The sequence below is a fragment of the Pseudomonas sp. genome, from assembly GCF_046581935.1.
Taxonomy (GTDB): domain Bacteria; phylum Pseudomonadota; class Gammaproteobacteria; order Pseudomonadales; family Pseudomonadaceae; genus Aquipseudomonas.
The window spans coordinates 121,058-142,197 of sequence record NZ_JAYGFK010000021.1; the positions used below are offsets into that span (position 1 = coordinate 121,058).

A 21,140-nucleotide genomic window follows, 5' to 3' on the forward strand; every position below is an offset into this window, starting at 1 on the left:
TAGGAAGTACGCCAAGGGGTGACATCAGGAGCTTGAGGGGACAGATTCTCTTTTAACCCGGTACACCGTTGCGACACCTACACCACAAAGCTTGGCCACTTGATCCATGGTTAAGGTCGGGTTACCTAGATGCTTCTGAATCTCATCCCACTTCTTATGGTTCTTGGTTTTGCCGCCGACCTTCTCGCCACGAGCCTTCTTCTTATCTAAGCCCTGCTTGATGCGTTCTACGCGCTTCTCTTGGTCAAGACGTGCCATGGTGGCCATCAGGTCAATAAGCATGCTGTTGATCACCCGCATGATCTGGCCTGTGATCCCCTTGTCGTCAATAAGTTGGTGTGAGGTGGGAAGGTCAGCCACTACTAGCTTCAACCCCTTAGATTCGATAATCGCCTTGAGCTTTGCCCAGTCATCTTGGGAAAGGCGAGACAAGCGGTCTACAGATTCCACTAGCAGTACATCACCAACCTGAGCGGCATCGAGCAAGGCATTAAGGGCTGGACGATCTAGTTTTGTACCGCTGATGTTCTCAGTGAACGTGCCTATAACAGAAAGGTTGTGATCCCTAGCAAAGTGCTGGAGGGATACCAGGGCGCGCTCTGCATCCTGATCCTTGGTTGATGCTCTCAGATACAAGTGGGCGATTTGCATAATGTCAGATCCTATCGTTAATCATTATTTTCTATAGATCAATGATAATCTATCATTTAGCCTTTTTCGAATGTTCAATGATAGGAGGCGACGGGCGGTTATCTCACTACTAATTAAGTAGAGCTAAACGATAGACATAAAACCTAGTGGCATTGCACTAGATAGGGTGGCGAGATATGAATTCAGGCTTGCGGCTGGCCAGTGCCTTGCTACGGTAGTCATTGAGGCGGCAATCTGCCTGCACGACACAAACCGAGGGGGTGGGTATGGAAATGACTAAGTGGCAATACCAACTGACTACCGGGGACGATCAATCTACTGTGCTCGGTGAAGGAACAATAGAAGCCCCCAAAGACAGGGAGCTAAAGAGCGCTGCTGAATGGGTTGATGTGCTGGCTGACCTATCAAAGCAATCAGGGCTTGGCATTCAGTTGGACGGGCAGTGGTATCACTACGCAGACAGCAATTTCAGCCCCCTAGAAGATGATGGGGCTATCACCAAGGGGCAAATACGGTATGGGCTGGGGCCACATATGGGCAATCGTGTGAATGTCGGTATTGTCGCCGTATAAAAGCCTAGCAGTAATGGCTGCGTTAAAGCCTGTACTGACTATAAGTCTTTTTATATTGGTCTAGCGCTGCTCTGGACTGATGGCCTTCCCCAATCGAGGGGTTAGACAGTAGTAAGGTTATAAGTGGCGGGAAGCTTTCCAGTCTACAAGACCTGTAGAGAGTTCCCGGTAATACATCCGTTTTGAAAATAAGCTCAAAGGCTTAATTTGGGTGTTCGATTATCTCCAGCTCTTCGGGAGCGTAGGTGTTCTGAATGTGGCTAAACACCTTCGTCGGGCCTTCTGAGCTAGCACGGAACCACAACCATACCCAATTCATTGCTGCTGCTCCTGTTGTTGAATCTGTCGAGCTGAGACAGAGCCTTCAAGCCTCACAAGTCTAATGTTTGTGTCCTGGCTCAATCGTGCGAGCTGAGTGTCTAAGCGTTCGTTAAGGTGGTTGATTCTGAGGTGGGCTGTAGTGTCAATAACGGTTGGTTGGCTGTAGAGCGTAACTGATAGGTAAACCAGTGCTAGGGTTATCAATACCAAACAGCTATTGTTAAAAACTTCAATCATTCTATTTTATGTCCTTTGATTTTTGTTTGTTGTCCACTATTCAAGCGCGGAAATGCAATATGTTAAGCAAAATATGTGTGTCGATGCATATAACATGCAGGGTGCAACTGAGAAAGTAGTGAAAGCCCTGTATCACAACAGGGCTATTCTCGGGTTTATTGTTAGTTGTATTTAGCTTTCAAGATAGACATAACGCCAGAAAAAGCTTCAGATGGTTGAGCATTTTTCTTACTTTCAAGGGCTGCAATCTCAGCCCTTAGGGTTGCTGCTTTGGCTTTGGCTTCTTGAATTTGTTTATCCTTCAAAACTATTTCCGCCTTAAGATCAGCGACGACAGCAGCGGTCTTCTGTACTACATCCACAACACTGGTTAGGCGTTCGCTTGGCTTGGCTGCCATAATACGATCATTTAGATAACTCACTATTTAGCACCTTCCTTTAGCTGATTGGCGATAAACTCCGCTGCGGTAGCTGCTGCCTTATCACGGATGGTTTGTAAGCGTTCGTCTTCTTTCTTCTGAATCTTCGCCAACTCTTGATTTACTAATTGCTCAGTAAGCAAGTTTTGCTGTTCTAGGTTCCACGCTTCCAGAGAAGCAAGATAATCAACTTTGGCCTGATCCTTAGCTTGCTGAATGATTTGATCTAACTCATCCTTAGGGCGGTAATAAGTGATGCTGTAGTGACCGTGGGTCATTGCTGGCTCATCATGAGGAAAAATGGCAATCCCTTTAACAGCTTGTTCACCGACATAAGCTAGGAAGGCTTCCATATTATTAAAGAACTGTCTCTCGGCTGCGGCTTGATGCACCCAACGCCCTGCGCCAAACTTTGAATAGACGTAGAAGCCATTCATAACCTTGTCGATTGCTTGAGCTTCAAGCTGTTCAAGCTCTGTTTGAGAGAACTGTTTAGCCATTTTTACGAATTGTTTAGTATCAGTCATTATTGTGTATCCTCTGTTTTTTAGTATTGATTGGGAATGTGCGGGATGCACAAAGCCCGGTGCATCATTCGTTATTGAATGAATTCTTTTGGTTTATGTTGTGTTTGTTGTCTGGAAGACTAGTGGCAGTAGGCTTGGAGTGAGTTAAATTACATATTACACACTAGCTATCTGATGGATTCTTTTAGAAGCCAACGAAGATGGGAGGCTGGTAGTTTGTTCTCTTATGCGATGGTATGCAGGGAGAAACAAAGCCATCATCTTGATAGTAGTCGTCGGGATAATCGTAAAACTCAGAACTATTAACATCCTGTTGCCATTGGTCAAAGAAGGAATGTTCTCTAGAAGCTTCCTGCATCCGGTGAGTGGTGACGCCATCCAATAGGCCCACTACCTGCAAAGCATCCTTAACTTTCTGTGCGTTCTGCTTAAACTCTTCTACAGCTTCTGTGATGTAGGTGAAGTCACTGTATCCAGCTGTAAGACCACTACCTTTCACGTCTAAGCTGATTACTTCCAAATAGCTGCGTAGGGTGTGAGTAATCAACTCTCTGTCTACCGGAGCGCCCTGGAGTGTTGCGAAGGCTGTAAAGCCTACGAAGTCCCTTAGCTTGCCTGAATCCTTACCGTCTCTAAGCCGTAATGGGGTGAAGGTGAAGGCGTTGTAGCAATCCGTGGCAGCTACTGAACACAAGCCGCTCTGTAGCTTCTGAGAGGCAAGCCACTGGGCAACAATGCGGCAGGCATCAGCTACAAATTGGTAATCATCACTATTTTCTGATTGGTACGAAGCAAACCGCTCAAGCTCTTCTATGTACACCACTACGCTGCGCTTGGCCGTTAGCTTGATGCTGTAAGCTATCGTGTCGTTTAAGTCTGCCTCTAGCTGCATAAGGGCTTGAGTGCCCATCTTGCGAAGGTCTACCAAGGCTGTAGTGTTGTTCTCAAGCTTGGAGATTCTTTCAGCTATGACAAACCTGTTGGCCTTCTTGATTGGGTGGGCCTTGGCATAATCGATGAGCTTAGAGCCTAAATACTTCTGAATCTTGGCAAACACTTTCTTATCTGACTCATCCTTACCTACTGCCCATCTAGGTTGTAGGCTAAGACGGCTGATGCTCAAACCAGCACCCTTGTAGCATTTATCACCGTGCTTTAGGTTTGGGAGGCTGCTACCGATGAAAAGATTCTGATGGTGTAGCAAACCTATAGAGTTAGCACCTGATACCGGAGCTATGTGGCACAAGTGAAACTTAGACACTTTCTTGTCTGCATCCCATCCGTAGCATTTGTATCTTCTGTTATAAACTTCAAAGAGCTTTTCTAAGTCTACGTTCTCTAGAATCTGAACTGTCCCGGCTCTGCGGCATTCTCTGGCAATCCATAGCCAGTTGTCAGAATATGGGATTTTTTCTATCCGTTTGGCTGCTGTCTTACTGTTGCGAGCTTTAGAGCGGCAGGATGGTGTGCAATAGTGAGTCTTACTATAGCGGGGGGTAGTGTAGCTGGTGCTGCATACTGAACAGGTGTAGGTGCGTTCAAGCTTCTGTTTTGTTTTTGTCTCGGTGTTGGGCATAAATTATTGCCTCCTCGTTATGGTGGGTGCTGATGTAACTTATTAGGATGTTGAGTAGGTGAGTGGGGTTGTTTACCCCTGTCTCTTCAAGCAGTGATAAGAACTGTTGCTCTGCTTTTCCTGTAATTCCTAAACGCATTATTGATACTCCTTGAATGGTGAAAGCCTTGATAGATATGGGCTGGAGTGAGTTAAATGTACGTTGTTTAGTACTAGATATTGACTGAGTTTATTTTGCTAAACTCAAGCTTCAGTTCCTGCTCTACCAGCCACGAATCGAAAAGTGAATCAAGCAACCGAGACAATGTTGTTTTGTTCTCTACATCCGTACCCAGTAAATCGTTATAGCGAGCCATATTGTCATTGCTGAGAAATAGTCTTATGTTCCGATGCTGGCGAATTTCGCCATTTGCTAGTACGTCACTCATTCTCTGATTTCTCTTTAAGGATCATTTTATTCAACAGCTCACTCGGGGTTGATCCGGTCTTGATTGATTCACGTTGTAGCCAATAGAGACATTCCAAATCTATCAATAATGTCTCCTTGGTATACGCTCGGCTGTCTATATGTATGGTATTTCGCATTATTTATTCCTTTCTTAAAAGTAGGATAGGCTTTGCCATATTCCGGGTATTGAAGCCACGGGAGACTAAGGCTGTAGAGCACCAAAACAAGCAGGACATAGGGTAGCCAGGGTTGCAGGATTTGATGCTCTGTAAGCCACTGAATACGTTAAGTACGGTAAGTTGTCTTAACTGGCTTGGCGTCGCCACTACGCCCTCGTGTTACTTGGTCACAGACGTATGAGCTTGCAGCCATAAGATGCCCAATGTCTAACAAGGTGGGGTTTGAGGCTGTGTAGAAATAATAATATTCCTGTGCCTTATCATTCAGTTTGAAGAATGAATATTCAGTGCTTTTCTTTGGTGGGTATGTGGAAGAGATGACGCCCACACAAAGATTAGATTGTTTATGTACAACGATGAATTGAGTCATTTTTATAAATCCTCTTTATTGGTAGAGGCTTTCTAATTCTTATCAGTCAGGCACAGATAATCCTCATTCTGGAATGCTTATCTTTGGCGGTGGTTTGATTTGGAATGTGAAAGCTGGGGGGGTTACTGGTTGTTGATGATGCTGTCGTGCAACTGATGAAGATCAGTAATATCTAATTTTCCCAAAATCTGAATAATCTTCTTCTTCAATCTGAATTTTCTAACTCTTAGAGTTGATGGTGCTGGTGAATCAGTGTGTCTCATCTTCTTGTAGTTCCTGTGGCTGGTTGATCGGGTGTATGGGGTTTGGGTGACGGCCTTCTTTCAGTTCGCTTTCAATAAATGTAAAGAAAGCAGCTGGCCCTTCACCGGGCATTAGTTGCTGACGTTTGCGGTGTAGTGGCATATGGCATTTACCATGTAGTTTTGTGTGTGAACGCATTGTGTCGATCATCTGGCCACACCATGCGCAGGGCCGCTGAATAACGATAGGCATATAGCCTCCTTGTTAAGTTGTTAGATGTTAGAGTTTCTGAAGATTGGCAAAAGAAAACCGCAGCACCAAACAATTAGGAATTTGAGAAACTAACTGTAGGATGCTGCGGATAACAAACTATCTATGTGGCTGATGCGCTCTCTTAAACAGCACCAACGCGAAAACCGACTATTGTCGGGAATGAGGCCATAGATGGTTTAGTTTATACTGATGACGAGTCAGCGGTTTACAACAGAGGTTGTTAGAGACTAACGGGGTATTTCAGAGGTTGAAACGTTTTATTCTTTCTCTTTCACTTATTAGACGCTCGTTATTGTCTAAAAGTCACATTAAGAGAAAATATATTTTTCTTAGGAAGTGCAAGGTTGGCCAACTCCCCGCCCGTCGTGCATAACTTAACTTCCTACCTAAAGTATACTCTATTTTTCAAAAAAGTCAATCAATATTTAAGCAACAAAGTCAAGGAGAAATGCTAAATTTATATGTAAAGCTTTGTAAGCCTTATATATAAAGGGCTGTAGCCTATATGACCGCTGGTCGGGAAGTCTTGGAAGGTAACAGTGTTTTTAGTATTCAGGCTAATTACACAAAGAAAGGATGTTAGTGATTAGCACCTATCCACAAAAAATAACACGGTAGTGGTAGTCGTGGGGGCGTTTACTACCTGGACTTAGGTGGGGTTGCAGCTAGCTGGTGAAAATAGTTCTATTCGTCGTCATTGCGTACCTGCACAGACCTTTGAATCATCGCCAGCAACTCACTGTCAGCAGGGGGTGTTGTGGAGGTGTCACCGCGCACACTGGCCACTAAATCAAAATGATCCTGTCGCAGCATGGGAAGGGTGGCCTTCTCGCCCAGATACTCAAGTACATATCTAGTGCTTATGGTTCGGTCTGGATGTCGTTCAACACCTTTGTACAGCCACGGATAGCGTTCGCCTGATACCAGCAGCAAGCCATCTGCATAGCAGGTGATGGTAAAGCCTGCATTCTGTAGAAGGGCGTTCAATTTCATAGGGTCATCATCCAATAACCCGGCTTCCAGCTGAATGGCGTCATGCTGTGACACTAGATTCTTATCATCTGAGGCTAGTAGTAGGGCGCGTTCGCTTTCCAGGGATTGGCGGCGTTGCTGCTGATGGTTGAGGTTGGCTTGTACCTCGGGGACTAATCCAGTCTGCGCGATGGCGTCAGCGAGGTTGGTGATTGCCTTTGCTACCGCCACAAGCTCTCCGTCTATCTCTATCAATCGTTTCTGGCTGACTGTGAGCTGCTGACTTTTCAGGGCTTCTTGCACGAAGGGGAGTGAGCAAGTTATGCGGATGTGTTCAAGCACCTGCTTGGGGATGCTGCGGGCGTTGTCGCAGTCTGCTTTGACTCTAGAGCGTGTGGCGCAGCCGTACACAGCAGCAGAATGCTTTGGTCTGCGTATTCCGAAGTTCTTTCCGCAATGCCCGCACTTCACCAAACCTGTCAGCAAGAATTTGGTAGGGGCTGCCACCGTCCTGCTGTTGTCCGCAAGCTTCTGCTGTACCCGATAGAAAAGGTCAGGGGTGATGACGGGAGGGTAGACGTTTGGAATGTCACCCCAAAAGCCAATAGCCTGCTTGTTATTCAGCCATCGTTTAATAGTGGCGGGATTTACTGTGGCTAGAGCTTTGGGAGTTTCTTCGCTTTCGCGTAGGCGGTTGATGATGCGGCGTTCACCTATGCCTGCTGCGTAGTCTTCAAAGATTCGTTTGATGTGTGGCTGAATCTCGGGGATCAACTCACCATCACTGGTAAGCCATACGGGGGTACGGCGTTTGATTTTCTCGCCTGCTTTGGCTTTCTGTCGTCTGCCTTCGTAGCTGGCTTTGATGCGTCGGGACAGGCTCTCGCTGTAGTTGTTGGCTTGTTGAATCTTGGCCAGCAGCAGAAAGAGGTGGTGTCCGTTTACACTGTCGCGGGTGTACTCCGTACCATCGTCTAGGGTGATGATAATCACACCAGAAAGAAGTATTTCAGAGAGCAAGGGGAACATCTGCATCGGCTCAAGCCTACCGGCCCTGTCGATGGCTTCCACAAGGATTGCATCACCCTTTTGAATCATTCCGGCGCTGACTGCTTCTTTCAACCTTCCGAAAGCATTCTCCAAGTGCGCGCCGCTCCAACCGGATTTTCCTAGGTCTTCAAAGCTCAGTGATGACAGGGAATAGTCGGGGTTGGATTGCAGCCAGCGTGCTTGTAATTCTTTCTGCCTACGAAAGCTGTCGCCATGGGATTGCTGGGCGCTACTGAATCTTACATATGAGAAAGCTTGTGGCATGGCTGCGACCTGATGCTAAAAATCTAGTGTTAGCATTGTAGCTTACAGTCAGCAGGGGGCGCGTTATATGGAGTACCTGCGTGACCATGGCCAATTTGTTGATGTGCCAGAACAGTTGTTTTTTGAGCATCTGGCAGTTTGTTATCCGCACCTGTTTGCTGAGCAAACCCACTCCATCAGTGGCGATTTCGCCGCTGAGGCTGCTGCAAAATAGGCAGGCGTTACGCGATGTATCGATAGGGCTGATGGGCACCATCGGAAACTGCCAGGTTTACTCTGCGGCTGGCGCTGGTAGGCTGCTGCCCAACCTCAGGCTATTCAGCTCCCCGTAAAAGGTCTGGGGCCGAGACCGGCCAGGCGCTAGACTTGGCCACTTCGTGCTGTGTGAAACAGCCCTCGCGAATTTCTTTTATTCAATCAGGTGTGCGCATTTTTATGAGTACTGCTCTGTCCATTCGCCAGTTGACCAAGACTTATGGCAACGGCTTTCAGGCGCTGCACGGCATCGACCTGGATGTCGCAGAAGGCGACTTCTTCGCCTTGCTTGGCCCTAACGGTGCCGGCAAATCCACCACTATCGGCATCCTTTCGACCTTGGTGACCAAAAGCAGCGGCACAGTCAATGTGTTTGGTCATGACCTTGACCTGCAGCCCTCGGCGCTCAAGCGCTGTCTGGGTGTGGTGCCGCAAGAGTTCAACTTTAACCAGTTCGAGAAAGCCTTCGATATCGTGGTGACCCAAGCAGGTTATTACGGCATTCCCGCGAAAATCGCCAAGGAGCGTGCTGAGCAATACCTTAATCAGCTCGGCCTATGGGGCAAACACAACGTGCCGTCGCGTGAATTGTCTGGCGGTATGAAACGCCGCTTGATGATTGCCCGCGCGCTGGTGCATCAGCCGCGGTTGTTGATCCTCGATGAGCCGACTGCTGGGGTTGATATCGAACTGCGCCGCTCGATGTGGAGCTTTTTGACCGAGCTAAACCAGCAGGGCATCACCATCATTCTCACCACTCACTACCTGGAAGAGGCCGAACAGTTGTGCCGCAACATCGGCATCATCGACCACGGCCGGATTGTTGAGAACACCAGCATGAAGGAACTGCTGAAGAAGCTGCATGTGGAAACCTTCCTGCTTGATTTAAAGGACTCCCTGCTGATTGCGCCGCAACTGATCGGCTATCCGTGCCAGGTGCTCGACGCGCACACCTTGGAGGTTCAGGTGGACAAGGCTCAGGGCGTTACTGAGTTGTTCCGTCAGTTGGCTCTGCAGAATATTGAGGTGCTTAGTTTGCGTAATAAGACCAATCGCCTGGAGGAGCTGTTTGTTTCTCTGGTGGAGAAAAACTTGGCGAAGGTGGCGGTATGAGTACGGGGTATTTGAATTCCGAGTTCGCCGCCAACATGGTGGCGCTGCGCACTATCGTGTACCGCGAGGTTCGTCGGTTTACCCGTATTTGGCCGCAAACCCTGCTGCCGCCAGCGATCACCATGGTTCTGTACTTTGTGATCTTCGGCAATCTGATTGGTAGTCAGGTTGGCGACATGGGTGGCTTCACCTACATGCAGTACATCGTGCCAGGGCTGATCATGATGTCGGTGATCACCAACTCTTACGGCAACGTGGTATCGAGCTTCTTTGGTAGCAAGTTCCAACGCTCCATTGAGGAGTTGATGGTGTCGCCGGTGTCGCCGCACATCATCCTCATCGGTTATGTGGTCGGCGGTGTGCTGCGCGGCTTGGCGGTGGGGTTTATCGTCACCATGCTGTCGATGTTCTTCACTCATTTGCAGGTGCACCATCTAGGTATAACGGTGCTGGTGGTGTTGCTGACGGCAACGATTTTTTCCATGGGTGGTTTTATCAACGCGGTGTTCGCGCGCAATTTCGATGATATTTCGATCATTCCGACCTTTGTGCTGACGCCGCTGACCTACCTGGGCGGGGTGTTTTACTCGATTAGCCTGCTGCCGCCATTCTGGCAAACGGTGTCATTGGCTAACCCGGTGCTGCATATGGTTAACGCTTTCCGCTACGGCATTCTTGGTGTATCGGATATCCGTATCGGCGTAGCCATCGGCTTTATGCTGGTCGCCACTGCGGTGCTGTATGGCGTGTGCATCCATCTGCTGGTCAGCGGCCGTGGTATGCGTCAGTAGCCTGCATGCAGCTCTAATATTGGGAAACAGTTTTAGCGGCTGATCTGTGTGGTGCGGCCGTTAGACTCAGTCCCTTAATGGATTAGGGGCCGTCTATGTTTAACCGCACACCCGCTCTGCTCGGTATGGTTGTTCTGGGGTGTGCGCTTGCCAGTGCGCAGGCTCAAGCGAATGAGGGGCCGCTGGTTGAAGTGGTCAAGGTCGAGCGAAACCTGGTGCGTGATGAGCTGGTGACCTTTGGTTCGCTGCGCCCTGACGAGTCGGTGATGATCCGCCCGGAAATTGCGGGACGCGTGGCGCAGCTGCACTTTCGCGAAGGCCAGCGTATTGAAGTCGGCACGTTGCTGGTAAGCCTGGATGATTCAATAGCACGTGCTGAGTTTGCCCAGGCGCGGGCCAACCTGAACCTGGCGGAGAAAAACTTCGCGCGCGCACAGATGCTGTTCAAACGCGGAGCTAGTAATGCTCAGGCGCTGGACGAAGCCAGCGCTCAGCAGCAGGCTTCACGGGCCAGTTTGGCACTGTCGCAGGCGCGTTTAGACAAAACCCGCATCCTCGCTCCGTACGAAGGTATGCTGGGTTTGCGTCATGTCAGCCCCGGCGATTACCTGAGCGAAGGGCAGGACATCATCAATCTGGAAGTGCTTGATCCACTCAAGGTGGATTTTCGCATTCCGCAGAAAGCCGTCAGCCAGATCCACCTCAAGCAAGTCATTGAGATCAGCCTGGACGCCTATCCGGGCGAGCGCTTTAGCGGCGAAATATTCGCCATCAATCCACGTCTTGACGAAGCTGGGCGCAGTCAGGCGATTCGTGCGCGCATCAGCAACCGTGATGGCCGTCTAAGCCCGGGGCAGTTTGTCCGTGTTTCGGTGATTCTGGCCGAGCGGCCGAACGCGTTGGTGATTCCCGAAGAAGCCGTCATGCCGGTGGGCGAGCGGTTGTTGGTCAACCTGGTGGTGGCAGGCAAGGTCGAGCTGCGCGAGGTCAAACTGGGCAAGCGCCTGGATGGCAAGGTTGAAGTGGTAGAAGGCCTGCAAGGCGATGAAACCTTGATCAGTGCCGGCTGGCAGAAGGTCCGTGCCGGTGCGTTGGTGCGCACCAAGGTGGCGGAACCCGCGCTATGACCCTGTCGGATATCTGCATCCGCCGGCCGGTGTTCGCCACCGTACTGTCGCTGATTGTGCTGCTGCTCGGGCTGATGGCCTATGACCGCCTGGCCGTGCGCGAATACCCGAATATCGATGTGCCAATTGTCACGGTCAACGTCAGCTATCCGGGGGCCAGTCCGGAGATCATGGAGTCCCAGGTTGCGCAGCCGATTGAGGATGTATTGTCTGGAATTGACGGGCTGGATTTCGTCAGCTCCATCAGTCGCTCGGAAAACACCCAGATCACTGCGCAGTTTCGCCTGGGCAGCAACTCTGATGAAGCTGCCAACGATGTGCGCGACCGCCTCGGCCGCGTACGCGGTTTGCTGCCGGATGAAATCGCCGAGCCCATTGTGCAGAAGGTCGAAGCCGACGCCCAACCGGTGATCTGGCTGGCCTTCTACAGTGAGCGTTACAGCTCAATGGAAATCACCGATGTACTGGATAGGGTGATCAAGGATCGCCTGCAAACCATTCCCGGAGTTTCTGAGGTGCAGATTCGTGGTGGGCGCAGCCTTGCCATGCGCATCTGGCTGGATCCGGAAAAACTCGCCGCGCACAACCTCACCGTGCAGAACGTGGAAGACGCCCTGCGCCGGCAGAACGTGGAAATCCCGGCCGGGCGCATTGAGTCGCAACAGCGCGAGTTCACTGTGCTGTCGGAAACCGACATGAACACCCCGGAGCAGTTCAACCAGTTGATTCTCGATGATTCAAACGGTTATCTGCTGCGTCTGGCGGATGTTGGCTATGCTGAAATCGGCGCGCAGGATGAGCGCAGCATCGTGCGCTTTAACGGTAAATCTGCCGTCGCCATGGGCATGATCAAGCAGGCCACCGCCAACCCGTTGGACATCTCCGATGGCCTGGCAGCGGCCTTGCCGGATGTGCGCGCGTTACTCCCTGAAGGCATGCAGATGGCGGTGGCCAACGACAACTCGCTGTTTATTCGCGAGTCGATCGACAACGTGTTTATCACTATCTGGGAAGCGGTCGGGCTGGTTGTCCTGATCATCTTTATCTTCCTGCGTTCGCTGCGCGCCACCCTCATTCCGCTGGTGACCATTCCGGTGTCGTTGATCGGCGCGTTTGCCCTGATGTCGCTGATGGGTTTCACCATCAACACCTTGACGCTGCTGGCCATGGTGCTGGCCATCGGCCTGGTGGTGGACGATGCCATCGTCATGCTGGAGAACATCCACCGGCATATCGAGGAGGGCATGCAACCGCTGCAGGCGGCGCTCAAGGGCAGCAAGGAGATCGCCTTTGCGGTCATTGCCATGACCCTGACCCTTGCAGCGGTGTTTGCGCCCATCGGCTTTATGCAGGGCACCACCGGCAAGTTGTTTACCGAGTTCGCCTGGACCCTGGCGGGTGCGGTGCTGGTCTCGGGCTTTGTTGCCCTGACCTTGACGCCGATGATGTGCGCGCTATTGCTCAAACCGCATCAGGCCGGCGAGCGGCATAACCGCCTGTACAACCTGATCGAGAACTTTCTCAATGGTCTGACTTACAGCTACAAACACCTGCTGGCCAAGGCGCTGAGCGCTTGGGTGCTGGTGGTCGGTGTGCTGCTGTTGACCGTTGTGGCCTGCGTGCTGCTGTTCTCCGGGTTGAAGTCCGAGCTGGCGCCGACCGAGGACACCGGCACCGTCATCGGTGTATTCAACGGTCCGGACGGTGCCAGCATCGGCTACACCGGGCGCTATGCTCGCGAGATAGAAGCGGCCTATGCCAGCATCCCCGAGACCAACCGCTACATGGTTATTGCTGGCTTCCCGACCGTGGCTCAAGGCATTTCCTTTATGAAGCTGGAAGATTGGGCCGACCGTTCGCGCAGTCAGTTCGAAATTCGCAACGAGCTGCTGCCCAAACTGCAGAATATCGCCGGTTTCCGGGCATTCCCGGTCAATCGGCCGCCACTGGGGCAGAGCGCGCGTAACCAGCCGGTGAATTTCGTGATTCGCTCGTCCATGGAGTACAGCGAGCTACAGGGCTATGTCGATGAGCTGCTCAGGGTGTTGCGTGATTATCCGGGACTGGAAAGCCTGGACAGCGATCTGAAACTCAATGCGCCGCAGCTCAAGGTGGCAGTCAACCGCGAGCAGGCAGTGGCGGTGGGGACCGATGTGGCCACTATTGGTCGCAGCCTGGAAAGTTTGTTTGGCAGCCGCCAGGTCACCCGCTTTAAACAAAATGGCGAACAGTACGACGTGCTGGTGCAGTTGCAGGGTGTGGATCGCAGCAACCCGCAGGATCTTAACCGCGTCTATGTGCGTGGCCGTGATGACAGCATGGTGCAGTTGTCCAACCTGATCGAGGTGCGTGAAACCGTGGCGCCGCGCGAGCTAAATCACTTCAACCAGCTACGTGCGGTGACGGTGAGTGCCAACATCGGTAGCGGCTACACCCTCGGTGAGGCTCTGGTGCACCTGGAGCGAACTGCGCGCACGGTATTCCCTGCCGAGACCCAGTACGACTACACCGGCACCTCGCGGGACTTCAAGGAGTCCAGCGCTGGTATTGCGCTGATTTTTGCCCTGGCCTTGGCGTTTATCTTCTTGGTGCTGGCGGCGCAGTTTGAGAGTTTCAGCGACCCGTTGATCATTCTGTTCAGTGTGCCGTTGTCGATGGCTGGGGCTTTGCTGGCGCTGACGCTGTTCGGCGGCACCTTGAATATCTACTCGCAGATTGGCCTGGTGACGCTGATTGGCCTGATCACCAAACACGGCATCCTGATCGTCGAATTCGCCAACGTGCTGTTACGTCAGGGGCATGAACTGCGTGGTGCGGTGATTGAGGCGTCGGTACAGCGTCTACGACCGATCCTGATGACCACCGGGGCGATGGTGCTGGGTTCGCTGCCATTGGCGGTTGCCACGGGTGCGGGGGCGGAAAGTCGTCAGCAGATCGGCATGGTGATTGTTGGCGGCCTGTTGGTTGGCACCTTTTTCACCCTGTTTGTGATCCCGACCCTGTATATGCTGCTGCGCCGCTGGCAGCCGATCAAGCCGCAGAGCGAGGACGTGGCGGCATAGCCCGGATGTAATCCGGGAGCGCTGTGGCCGGCGATGGATTGCCCCGGATTGCATCCGGGCTACAGACGTTGGGTGGGGCGGGCCGCGCAGGTTGAGCGAAGCTTAACCCATGCTGCCATGATGGGTTACGCCGCCCGGTTTAATGTAGTCTTGCCGGGCCACTCTCTTGGCGGTTAACCCATCCTACGGAGGCGGGTTAATCGACTTTCAGCACCAACTTGCCGAAGTTCTCACCGCTGAACAGCTTGAGCAGGGTTTCCGGAAAAGTCTGCAGGCCGCTGACGATATCTTCCTTGGACTTCAGCTTGCCGCTGGCCAGCCAGCCGCCCATTTCCGCAGCTGCTTCGGCAAAGCGTGGGGCGTAGGTCATTACCACCATGCCTTCCATGCGCGCGCTGTTGACTAGCAGGTTGAGGTAGTTGGCCGGGCCTTTGACCGCTTGTTTGTTGTTGTACTGGCTGATCGCCCCGCAAATGATTACCCGCGCCTTGAAGGCCAGGCGGGTGAGCACTGCATCGAGAATATCGCCGCCGACATTGTCGAAATACACGTTCACGCCTTTTGGGCATTCGCGCTTGAGACCGGTGACTACATCTTCATTTTTGTAATCAACGGCGCCGTCAAAACCGAGCTCGTCAATCAGGAATTTGCACTTATCTGCGCCGCCAGCGATGCCAACTACGCGGCAACCTTTGAGCTTGGCGATCTGCCCGGCAATGCTGCCAACTGCGCCAGCTGCGCCGGAAATCACCACGGTCTCACCGGCTTGCGGCGCGCCAACATCGAGCAGAGCAAAGTAGGCGGTCATGCCGGTCATGCCCAGGGCGGACAGGTACAGCGGCAGCGGTGCGCGCTTGGGGTCGACCTTGTAGAAGCCTTTGGGCTCACCAAGGAAATAATCCTGCACGCCAAGCGCGCCGTTTACATGGTCACCCACGGCGAAGTCCGGGTGCTGCGAAGCCACCACTTCACCTACGCCGAGGGCGCGCATCACTTCACCAATGCCAACCGGCGCGATATAGGACTTGGCATCGTTCATCCAGCCGCGCATGGCCGGGTCCAGCGACAGGTAGGCGTTCTTCACCAGGATCTGGCCTGGGCCGGGTTCGCCGACGCTGGTTTCTACATAGCTGAAAGTCTCGCGGCTGGGCAGGCCAACTGGGCGTTGGGCAAGCAGGAACTGGCGATTAAGTGGGGCAGTCATGGCAGGTACTCATTAAACGGGAAGACTGTTGATAGCTTGTGTAGGCGCGATGGGCAAGGTTTGCCGATGGAACGAATGGCTGTTGATCCATTTGGCTTATATCTGCATCTAGCATTAATCATTATTTTGGATATAGGCATCACCGCTATTTTGATAGTGCTGCCGCATCCTCAGTGCGCTGGCTAGACTTCAGGCTGTTTTCAATCCTTGTGAGGGTACGCAGATGAGCTTTAGCTTTTCCGGCCGGGTTGCTCTGGTTACCGGTGGTGCTGCTGGTATTGGCCGTGCCACGGCACTCGCATTCGCCAACGCAGGCCTACAGGTGGTGGTATCCGATGTCGATGTAGCTGGCGGCGAGGCGACTGTCGTGCTGATTCGTGAGGCGGGTGGCGATGCGCAGTTCGTGCGTTGTGATGTAACCCGCGACGCCGAGGTCAAGCTGCTGATGGAGCGCACGTTGGAGGCTTATGGCCGCCTGGACTATGCCTTTAACAATGCTGGTATTGAGATTGAGAAGGGCAAGCTGGCTGACGGCAGTGAAAGCGAGTTCGACGCCATCATGGGCGTTAATGTCAAAGGAGTGTGGCTGTGCATGAAGCACCAGATTCCGCTGCTGCTGGCTCAGGGCGGTGGTGCCATCGTTAACACTGCCTCGGTCGCTGGCCTTGGTGCTGCGCCGAAGATGAGCATTTACGCGGCCTCCAAGCATGCGGTGATCGGTCTGACCAAATCTGCTGCGGTCGAGTATGCGAAGAAAAAGGTACGGGTTAACGCCGTTTGCCCAGCGGTAATCGACACCGACATGTTCCGCCGCGCTTATGAGGCTGATCCGCGTAAGGCTGAGTTCGCCGCTGCCATGCACCCGGTTGGGCGCATTGGTAAGGTCGAGGAGATCGCCACCGCTGTGCTTTACCTGTGCTGCGATAACGCGGCGTTTACCACTGGCCAGGCACTGGCGGTCGATGGTGGCGCTACGGCGATTTGATCCAGCAGGCGGTTGGATTACTGCGCAAACAGAAAAAAGCCGGTCAGTTGACCGGCTTTGTTATTCAAGCGGCAAAAATCTTAGTGCAACGGCAGCTCAACCCCTTCAAACAACTCTTCCAGTTCGGTTTTGCTGTGGCATTGCACGGCTTTGGCCATCACGTCGCGGGTCAGGTGCGGAGCGAACTTCTCGATAAAGTCGCACATAAAGCCGCGTAAGAAGGTGCCACGGCGGAAGCCTATCTTGGTCACGCTGGCTTCGAACAGCTCGCCGGCATCCAGCACCACCAGGTCAGGGTCGAGTTTGGCATCTACGGCCATCTTAGCCACGATGCCGACACCCAGACCCAGGCGTACATAGGTTTTGATCACGTCGGCGTCAGCGGCAGTAAACACTACTTTCGGCGTCAAGCCGCGATGGCTGAAGGCTTCATCCAGCTTGGAGCGGCCGGTAAAGCCGAATACGTAGGTGACGATGGCGTATTCGGCCAAGGCTTCGAGGGTCAGCTTCGGCAGTTTGGTTAACGGGTGGCCCTGAGGCACGACGACGCAGCGGTTCCAGCGGTAGCAGGGCATCATGATCAGGTCGTTGAACAGCTCCAGACCCTCGGTGGCGATGGCGAAATCGACGGTGCCATCGGCAGCCATTTCGGCGATCTGCATCGGCGTACCCTGGTGCATGTGCAGAGATACGTCCGGGTACTGTTTGATAAACGCGCTGATCACCGGCGGCAGGGCATAACGTGCCTGGGTGTGGGTGGTGGCAATCGACAGCGTACCTTTCTTCTCGTTGGAGAATTCCTGGGCGATCTGCTTGATACTTTCGACCTTGCGCAGGATCTCGCCAGCGGTATTGATAATGCGCTCGCCGGCTGGGGTGATGCGGGTCAGGTGCTTGCCGCTGCGGGCGAATACTTCCACGCCCAATTCGTCTTCAAGTAGGCGGATTTGCTTGCTGATGCCAGGCTGCGAGGTGTAGAGGCTTTGTGCTGTGGCAGAGACGTTAAGGTCGTGATGCGCCACTTCCCAGATGTAGCGCAATTGCTGAAGCTTCATAAAAATCCCTCAAAGCAGAAAGACAGCCGTTCAAGTTACCGGCGTTTTATATAACCATAATGATGTTTTTAGCGTTAAATATAGACGAAATAGTTAAATAGACGGCGTTTATTCAAAGCTCTGCATGGCTACGGTGTTGCAGCATCGGTACGAGGTACACCGGCACTTCGGATAACTGCACCAGGCGTGATGCGGTCCGCCCCAAGGGAATATCCATATCGGTGCCGTGGCTGTGGCTACCTAGGACCATTAAATCTACGCCAAGTTGCTGCGCTTCAGCGAGAATCACCAGCGGTGGATCGCCCTGTATCACACGCACCGCCCTGATCAGTTCCATGTCATGCAGCGTTTCACCCAGTTCATCGCGAAAACCTTCGAGAACCCGTTGTTCGATACTACCCATCACTGTGCTCAGTCCATTGATGCGTAGCTCCTTAAGTTGCACTTCATCCAGATAGGTCTGCAGTACCGATTCGGCAAACAGACCCATGGGTTCTACGGCATGTATCACATACAGGCTGGCATTGAAGGAGCGGGTCAGGGCCAAGGCATGCTGCAGGACATAGGGCGCGTATAAACCAAGGTCTGTGGCATAGAGAATCGAGCGGATCATTCGGCCTCCTTGACTGCCTAACTGGCAGGCCTGATCTGAGCTTAGCAGTGCTATCAGTAAGTCCAGTAAAGTGCCGCTTTTGAGGACGAATGGTTATATACGCAGAAGGTTTCTGCAGGGCGTTGACGCCCCGCAGTTGATCCATGGATTACGGTTGCGGTTCGTTGCTGATGCCGTGTGGCACATGCCCGGTGGCGACCACTTCGCGCGCTTTTTCGCAGTGTCCGGCTTGATCGTCGAAGAATACGTCGGCACCGAAGGTTTCCAGGATGGCGGCTTTTTCCAGGCCGCCGAGAAAGTAGGATTCATCCAGGCGGATGTTCCACTCGCGCAACGTGCGAATGACTCGCTCATGGGCCGGCGCTGAGCGGGCGGTAACCAAGGCCGTGCGAATGGGGCATTGTTCTTCGGGAAACTCCTGCTGCAGTAGATGCAGAGCAGCGAGGAACGGCTTGAACGGACCACCCCCCAATAGCTCGCGGGCAGAGTGCTGCTCGTGGCTTTGAAACGCCTCCAAGCCGCCTTGCTGATAGACCCGTTCTGACTCATCGGAAAACAGCACCGCATCGCCGTCGAAGGCAATACGCAACTCGTTGCTTGCCGCCCGCCGCGCGCCGCCGGAAAGAATGGTGGCCGCGCCAAACCCTGCACGTAGCGCGCTGCGTACATCCTCAGCATGGGTGGAGAGAAACAAGTGGCAGCCGAATGCGGCCAGATAAGGGTCTGGGCTGCGCCCGCCGACAAAGGCCGCGCGGGAAATGCCCAGTCCGTAGTGCTGGATTGAGTTAAACGCCCGTAAGCCGGTGTCCGCACTGTTGCGTGACACCAGAATTACTTCGACCCGCTGTTGCTTGAGGGCGCTGTTGAGGCCCAGGAGTTTTTCCACCAGCGGGAAGGCATCGCCGGGGGCGAGTATCTCGTCCTCATGTTCGATCTGGTATTGGCGATAGGCCTCGACACCTTGGCTTTCATAAATCTGATGGCTATCGCGCAGGTCGAACAGTGCCCGCGAGGAAATTGCCAACACCAGTTTGTCGCCTAATCCCTTGCTCATGGCTGCTCCGTTTTACTGTTGGCGCTGCTCGAGAAAGCGCAGGGTTTGATAGAGCATCTCGGTGCGCGGCATGGCACAGCCTGCTTTGGCTGCGGCGGCCAACGGTGCGGCATAGATGGCGTGCAGCTCGAGTGGGCGTTGCAGGGCAAAGTCGTGGTACATGCTGGGCAGGTAGTTCGGCATGCGGTCAGTGGCCGCTAGCAGTTTGCCGGCGAACCCGGCGGGTAGCTGATAGCCGCAAGCGCTGGCGGCATCGACTACTTCCTGCATGATTGCTTGGATTAGGGCGCGGCTGTCGGCGGTATTCATAAGCGCGGTGGTGGCGCTGTCGAGCAGCACCGCCAGGCCGTTGTAAGGCACGTTCCACACCAGTTTTTGCCAGCGTGCCTGGTTTAGCTCGGCCATCGCCGTGGAGTCCAGGCCTGCTGCCTGGAACAGCGCGGTGCCTTGTTCGAGGATTTGTTGACGGCTCTCAGCATCGGCCGCAGGGCCGGAGTGATAACCCAGATTGACGTTGCCCAGCGCCTGGTGCTCGACCACGCCCGGTGCGCTGCGGTGGGCGCAGATATAGCAAAGGCCACCCAGCAGATGCAGCGAGTCTGGCAGCAGCGGGCGCAGTTCGTCTTCCACAGCCAAGCCATTCTGCATCAGCACCACCTTGGCGCCCGGCGCGGCGGCCTGGGCGATCAGCGGGGCGAGTTCGGCGTTGCTGGTGGTCTTGGCACCAATCAGCAGCCAGTCGCATGGCGGCATATCGGCAACAGATTGGTAGGCCTGCACCGATGGCAGGTGCAGGTTGCCGTGCACGGCGCTATTAACCTGCAAACCTTGGCTGGCCACTGCGGCAAATTCACTGCGCAGGAGAAAGTGCACATCGAAGCCGGCGCGGGCCAGCATCAAACCATAAAAGCCGCCAATTGCGCCGGAGCCGATAATGCCAATACGCGGTGCTGCATTCATTAGGGTAAATCCTCTGCGGGGCGCGACAGGGCAGTGTCTAGCGCCTGAATAAGTTCGGCGGTCTGCAGCTTACTCTGCAGCGCGCCATAAAAATGACCATCTCTCACCACGAACAACGCGGGTAGATGAAATACCTCATAACGCGTCACTAAACCGCCATTGTCTGCCGCGTCGACCCAGGCCAGGCGCTGTATCGGCAGGCTCAAACTAGGCAGCTCACGGCGCGCCCAACGGCAACTGGCACAGCCTGTGCTGGTAAAGACCAGCAGTGATGTGCCGGGTAGGTCGAGCAGATGGTGGTCTGCATCAAAATCGGTGAGTTCCAGCTCGATCACTATACTGCCTAATGTGGTATCAAATTGATGGCACCGAGGTCGTTACAGATGCGTCACTTTTTACGTCATCCCAGTGATATGCCGGTTGAGTTGGTGCTGCGCAAACAGGCGTTCGTACCCAGACAGCGGCTTAACAATATCAGTCTCGGCGGTGTGGCTTGCAACTCCAGCCGCGCTTTTCGCCGTGGCACAGCCATTGAGTTGCGTATCCCATTGTTCGGCGAGCATGCGCGCTATCCCGGTTTGGTGGCCTGGTGCCGTAAACAAGATGACAAATACCTGGTGGGTATCGCCTTTGTCGATGAAGACACGCTGTTTCGTGCGCGCATGGTCGAGCAGGTCTGTCAGATTGAGCATTATCGCCACCAACGTGAGCAAGCGCTGGGCTGTAGCTTATCTATAGAAACGGTGGCGCAAGAGTGGATTAGCCAGCATGCCGCCGCGTTTTCCCGGGCCAGTTTAAGTGAGTGAGTCCCCGACTGGT

19 protein-coding genes and 1 pseudogene are annotated in these 21,140 nt (G+C 53.3%); 8 read left to right on the top strand and 12 right to left on the bottom strand.

The genetic code is table 11. The annotated features are described in order from the left end of the window. Window positions 1–24 precede the first annotated feature (24 nt). Window positions 25–651 (bottom strand): recombinase family protein, encoded by a 627-nt coding sequence (locus tag VCA57_RS19185; RefSeq protein WP_411186660.1) that lies wholly within the window; start codon window positions 649–651, stop codon window positions 25–27. A 266-nt stretch (window positions 652–917) separates the two neighbouring features. Here VCA57_RS19185 and VCA57_RS19190 point away from each other — a divergent pair, with 266 nt between their 5' ends. Beyond that, complete coding sequence (locus VCA57_RS19190) at window positions 918–1,223, top strand: hypothetical protein (RefSeq protein WP_411186661.1); 306 nt, start codon at window positions 918–920, stop codon at window positions 1,221–1,223. A gap of 719 nt (window positions 1,224–1,942) precedes the next feature. Here VCA57_RS19190 and VCA57_RS19195 read toward each other — a convergent pair. The 5 genes from VCA57_RS19195 to VCA57_RS19215 all read right to left on the bottom strand — a co-directional run bounded on the left by VCA57_RS19195 (window position 1,943) and on the right by VCA57_RS19215 (window position 8,102). Beyond that, on the bottom strand, window positions 1,943–2,203 hold the full coding sequence (locus tag VCA57_RS19195; protein ID WP_411186662.1) for a hypothetical protein: 261 nt from the start codon (window positions 2,201–2,203) through the stop codon (window positions 1,943–1,945). Further along, window positions 2,203–2,727 carry a hypothetical protein gene (locus tag VCA57_RS19200; RefSeq protein WP_411186663.1) on the bottom strand — a complete coding sequence of 175 codons (525 nt, stop codon included), beginning with the start codon at window positions 2,725–2,727 and terminating at the stop codon, window positions 2,203–2,205. The genes VCA57_RS19195 and VCA57_RS19200 overlap by 1 nt, the downstream gene beginning before the upstream one ends. A 184-nt stretch (window positions 2,728–2,911) precedes the next feature. Continuing rightward, complete coding sequence (locus tag VCA57_RS19205; protein WP_411186664.1) at window positions 2,912–4,303, bottom strand: hypothetical protein; 1,392 nt, start codon at window positions 4,301–4,303, stop codon at window positions 2,912–2,914. 1,246 nt (window positions 4,304–5,549) lie between these two features. Next, entirely contained in the window at window positions 5,550–5,795 is a 246-nt protein-coding gene (locus tag VCA57_RS19210; protein WP_411186665.1) for a hypothetical protein, read from the bottom strand. A 705-nt stretch (window positions 5,796–6,500) separates the two neighbouring features. After that, window positions 6,501–8,102 carry a recombinase family protein gene (locus VCA57_RS19215; protein WP_411186666.1) on the bottom strand — a complete coding sequence of 534 codons (1,602 nt, stop codon included), beginning with the start codon at window positions 8,100–8,102 and terminating at the stop codon, window positions 6,501–6,503. Window positions 8,103–8,145: 43 nt separating this feature from the next. Here VCA57_RS19215 and VCA57_RS19220 point away from each other — a divergent pair. From VCA57_RS19220 to VCA57_RS19240, 5 genes and pseudogenes are all read left to right on the top strand, one after another. Continuing rightward, window positions 8,146–8,316, top strand: a pseudogene (locus tag VCA57_RS19220) (cysteine protease); the annotation flags it as partial. 221 nt (window positions 8,317–8,537) lie between these two features. Next, the gene (locus tag VCA57_RS19225) at window positions 8,538–9,470 is read left to right on the top strand and encodes an ABC transporter ATP-binding protein (protein WP_411186667.1); all 933 of its coding nucleotides are present in this window, start codon (window positions 8,538–8,540) and stop codon (window positions 9,468–9,470) included. Between the two features lie 11 nt (window positions 9,471–9,481). Beyond that, a complete protein-coding gene (locus VCA57_RS19230) occupies window positions 9,482–10,261 on the top strand; it encodes an ABC transporter permease (RefSeq protein WP_411186755.1) in 780 nt (259 codons plus the stop codon). A gap of 95 nt (window positions 10,262–10,356) precedes the next feature. Beyond that, window positions 10,357–11,388 carry an efflux RND transporter periplasmic adaptor subunit gene (locus tag VCA57_RS19235; protein ID WP_411186668.1) on the top strand — a complete coding sequence of 344 codons (1,032 nt, stop codon included), beginning with the start codon at window positions 10,357–10,359 and terminating at the stop codon, window positions 11,386–11,388. Next, a complete protein-coding gene (locus VCA57_RS19240) occupies window positions 11,385–14,450 on the top strand; it encodes an efflux RND transporter permease subunit (protein WP_411186669.1) in 3,066 nt (1,021 codons plus the stop codon). The genes VCA57_RS19235 and VCA57_RS19240 overlap by 4 nt, the downstream gene beginning before the upstream one ends. Before the next feature lie 196 nt (window positions 14,451–14,646). On the opposite strand, the gene VCA57_RS19245 is transcribed toward VCA57_RS19240, so the two are convergent. Further along, window positions 14,647–15,654 (bottom strand): NADP-dependent oxidoreductase, encoded by a 1,008-nt coding sequence (locus tag VCA57_RS19245; protein ID WP_411186670.1) that lies wholly within the window; start codon window positions 15,652–15,654, stop codon window positions 14,647–14,649. Between the two features lie 223 nt (window positions 15,655–15,877). On the opposite strand from VCA57_RS19245, the gene VCA57_RS19250 reads away from it, so the two are divergent. Further along, window positions 15,878–16,639, top strand: a complete 762-nt coding sequence (locus VCA57_RS19250) for an SDR family oxidoreductase (RefSeq protein ID WP_411186671.1) — start codon at window positions 15,878–15,880, stop codon at window positions 16,637–16,639. An 80-nt stretch (window positions 16,640–16,719) separates the two neighbouring features. Here VCA57_RS19250 and cysB read toward each other — a convergent pair whose 3' ends face one another. The 5 genes from cysB to VCA57_RS19275 form a co-directional block, all read right to left on the bottom strand. Next, window positions 16,720–17,694 (bottom strand): HTH-type transcriptional regulator CysB, encoded by a 975-nt coding sequence (gene cysB, locus VCA57_RS19255; protein WP_411186672.1) that lies wholly within the window; start codon window positions 17,692–17,694, stop codon window positions 16,720–16,722. Between the two features lie 112 nt (window positions 17,695–17,806). After that, the gene (locus VCA57_RS19260; RefSeq protein ID WP_411186673.1) at window positions 17,807–18,307 is read right to left on the bottom strand and encodes a universal stress protein; all 501 of its coding nucleotides are present in this window, start codon (window positions 18,305–18,307) and stop codon (window positions 17,807–17,809) included. 148 nt (window positions 18,308–18,455) lie between these two features. Next, entirely contained in the window at window positions 18,456–19,361 is a 906-nt protein-coding gene (locus VCA57_RS19265) for a 5'-nucleotidase (protein ID WP_411186674.1), read from the bottom strand. A 12-nt stretch (window positions 19,362–19,373) separates the two neighbouring features. Then, on the bottom strand, window positions 19,374–20,321 hold the full coding sequence (locus VCA57_RS19270; protein ID WP_411186675.1) for a putative 2-dehydropantoate 2-reductase: 948 nt from the start codon (window positions 20,319–20,321) through the stop codon (window positions 19,374–19,376). Beyond that, window positions 20,321–20,647: a thioredoxin domain-containing protein gene (locus tag VCA57_RS19275; protein ID WP_411186757.1), complete on the bottom strand. Its 327-nt coding sequence runs from the start codon at window positions 20,645–20,647 to the stop codon at window positions 20,321–20,323. Before VCA57_RS19275 ends, VCA57_RS19270 begins: the two co-directional genes overlap by 1 nt. Before the next feature lie 57 nt (window positions 20,648–20,704). Between VCA57_RS19275 and VCA57_RS19280 the strand changes: the two genes are divergently transcribed. After that, window positions 20,705–21,127: a PilZ domain-containing protein gene (locus VCA57_RS19280; protein ID WP_411186676.1), complete on the top strand. Its 423-nt coding sequence runs from the start codon at window positions 20,705–20,707 to the stop codon at window positions 21,125–21,127. Window positions 21,128–21,140 lie beyond the last annotated feature (13 nt).

Excerpts from the sequence above, each read along its gene's own strand:
- VCA57_RS19185 (WP_411186660.1), bottom strand. The coding sequence starts at position 651 with ATGCAAATCGCCCACTTGTATCTGAGAGCATCAACCAAGGATCAGGAT.
- VCA57_RS19190 (WP_411186661.1), top strand. The coding sequence starts at position 918 with ATGGAAATGACTAAGTGGCAATACCAACTGACTACCGGGGACGATCAA.
- VCA57_RS19200 (WP_411186663.1), bottom strand. The coding sequence starts at position 2,727 with ATGACTGATACTAAACAATTCGTAAAAATGGCTAAACAGTTCTCTCAA.
- VCA57_RS19205 (WP_411186664.1), bottom strand. The coding sequence starts at position 4,303 with ATGCCCAACACCGAGACAAAAACAAAACAGAAGCTTGAACGCACCTAC.
- VCA57_RS19210 (WP_411186665.1), bottom strand. The coding sequence starts at position 5,795 with ATGCCTATCGTTATTCAGCGGCCCTGCGCATGGTGTGGCCAGATGATC.
- VCA57_RS19215 (WP_411186666.1), bottom strand. The coding sequence starts at position 8,102 with ATGCCACAAGCTTTCTCATATGTAAGATTCAGTAGCGCCCAGCAATCC.
- VCA57_RS19225 (WP_411186667.1), top strand. The coding sequence starts at position 8,538 with ATGAGTACTGCTCTGTCCATTCGCCAGTTGACCAAGACTTATGGCAAC.
- VCA57_RS19235 (WP_411186668.1), top strand. The coding sequence starts at position 10,357 with ATGTTTAACCGCACACCCGCTCTGCTCGGTATGGTTGTTCTGGGGTGT.
- VCA57_RS19240 (WP_411186669.1), top strand. The coding sequence starts at position 11,385 with ATGACCCTGTCGGATATCTGCATCCGCCGGCCGGTGTTCGCCACCGTA.
- VCA57_RS19245 (WP_411186670.1), bottom strand. The coding sequence starts at position 15,654 with ATGACTGCCCCACTTAATCGCCAGTTCCTGCTTGCCCAACGCCCAGTT.
- VCA57_RS19250 (WP_411186671.1), top strand. The coding sequence starts at position 15,878 with ATGAGCTTTAGCTTTTCCGGCCGGGTTGCTCTGGTTACCGGTGGTGCT.
- cysB (WP_411186672.1), bottom strand. The coding sequence starts at position 17,694 with ATGAAGCTTCAGCAATTGCGCTACATCTGGGAAGTGGCGCATCACGAC.
- VCA57_RS19260 (WP_411186673.1), bottom strand. The coding sequence starts at position 18,307 with ATGATCCGCTCGATTCTCTATGCCACAGACCTTGGTTTATACGCGCCC.
- VCA57_RS19265 (WP_411186674.1), bottom strand. The coding sequence starts at position 19,361 with ATGAGCAAGGGATTAGGCGACAAACTGGTGTTGGCAATTTCCTCGCGG.
- VCA57_RS19270 (WP_411186675.1), bottom strand. The coding sequence starts at position 20,321 with ATGAATGCAGCACCGCGTATTGGCATTATCGGCTCCGGCGCAATTGGC.
- VCA57_RS19280 (WP_411186676.1), top strand. The coding sequence starts at position 20,705 with ATGCGTCACTTTTTACGTCATCCCAGTGATATGCCGGTTGAGTTGGTG.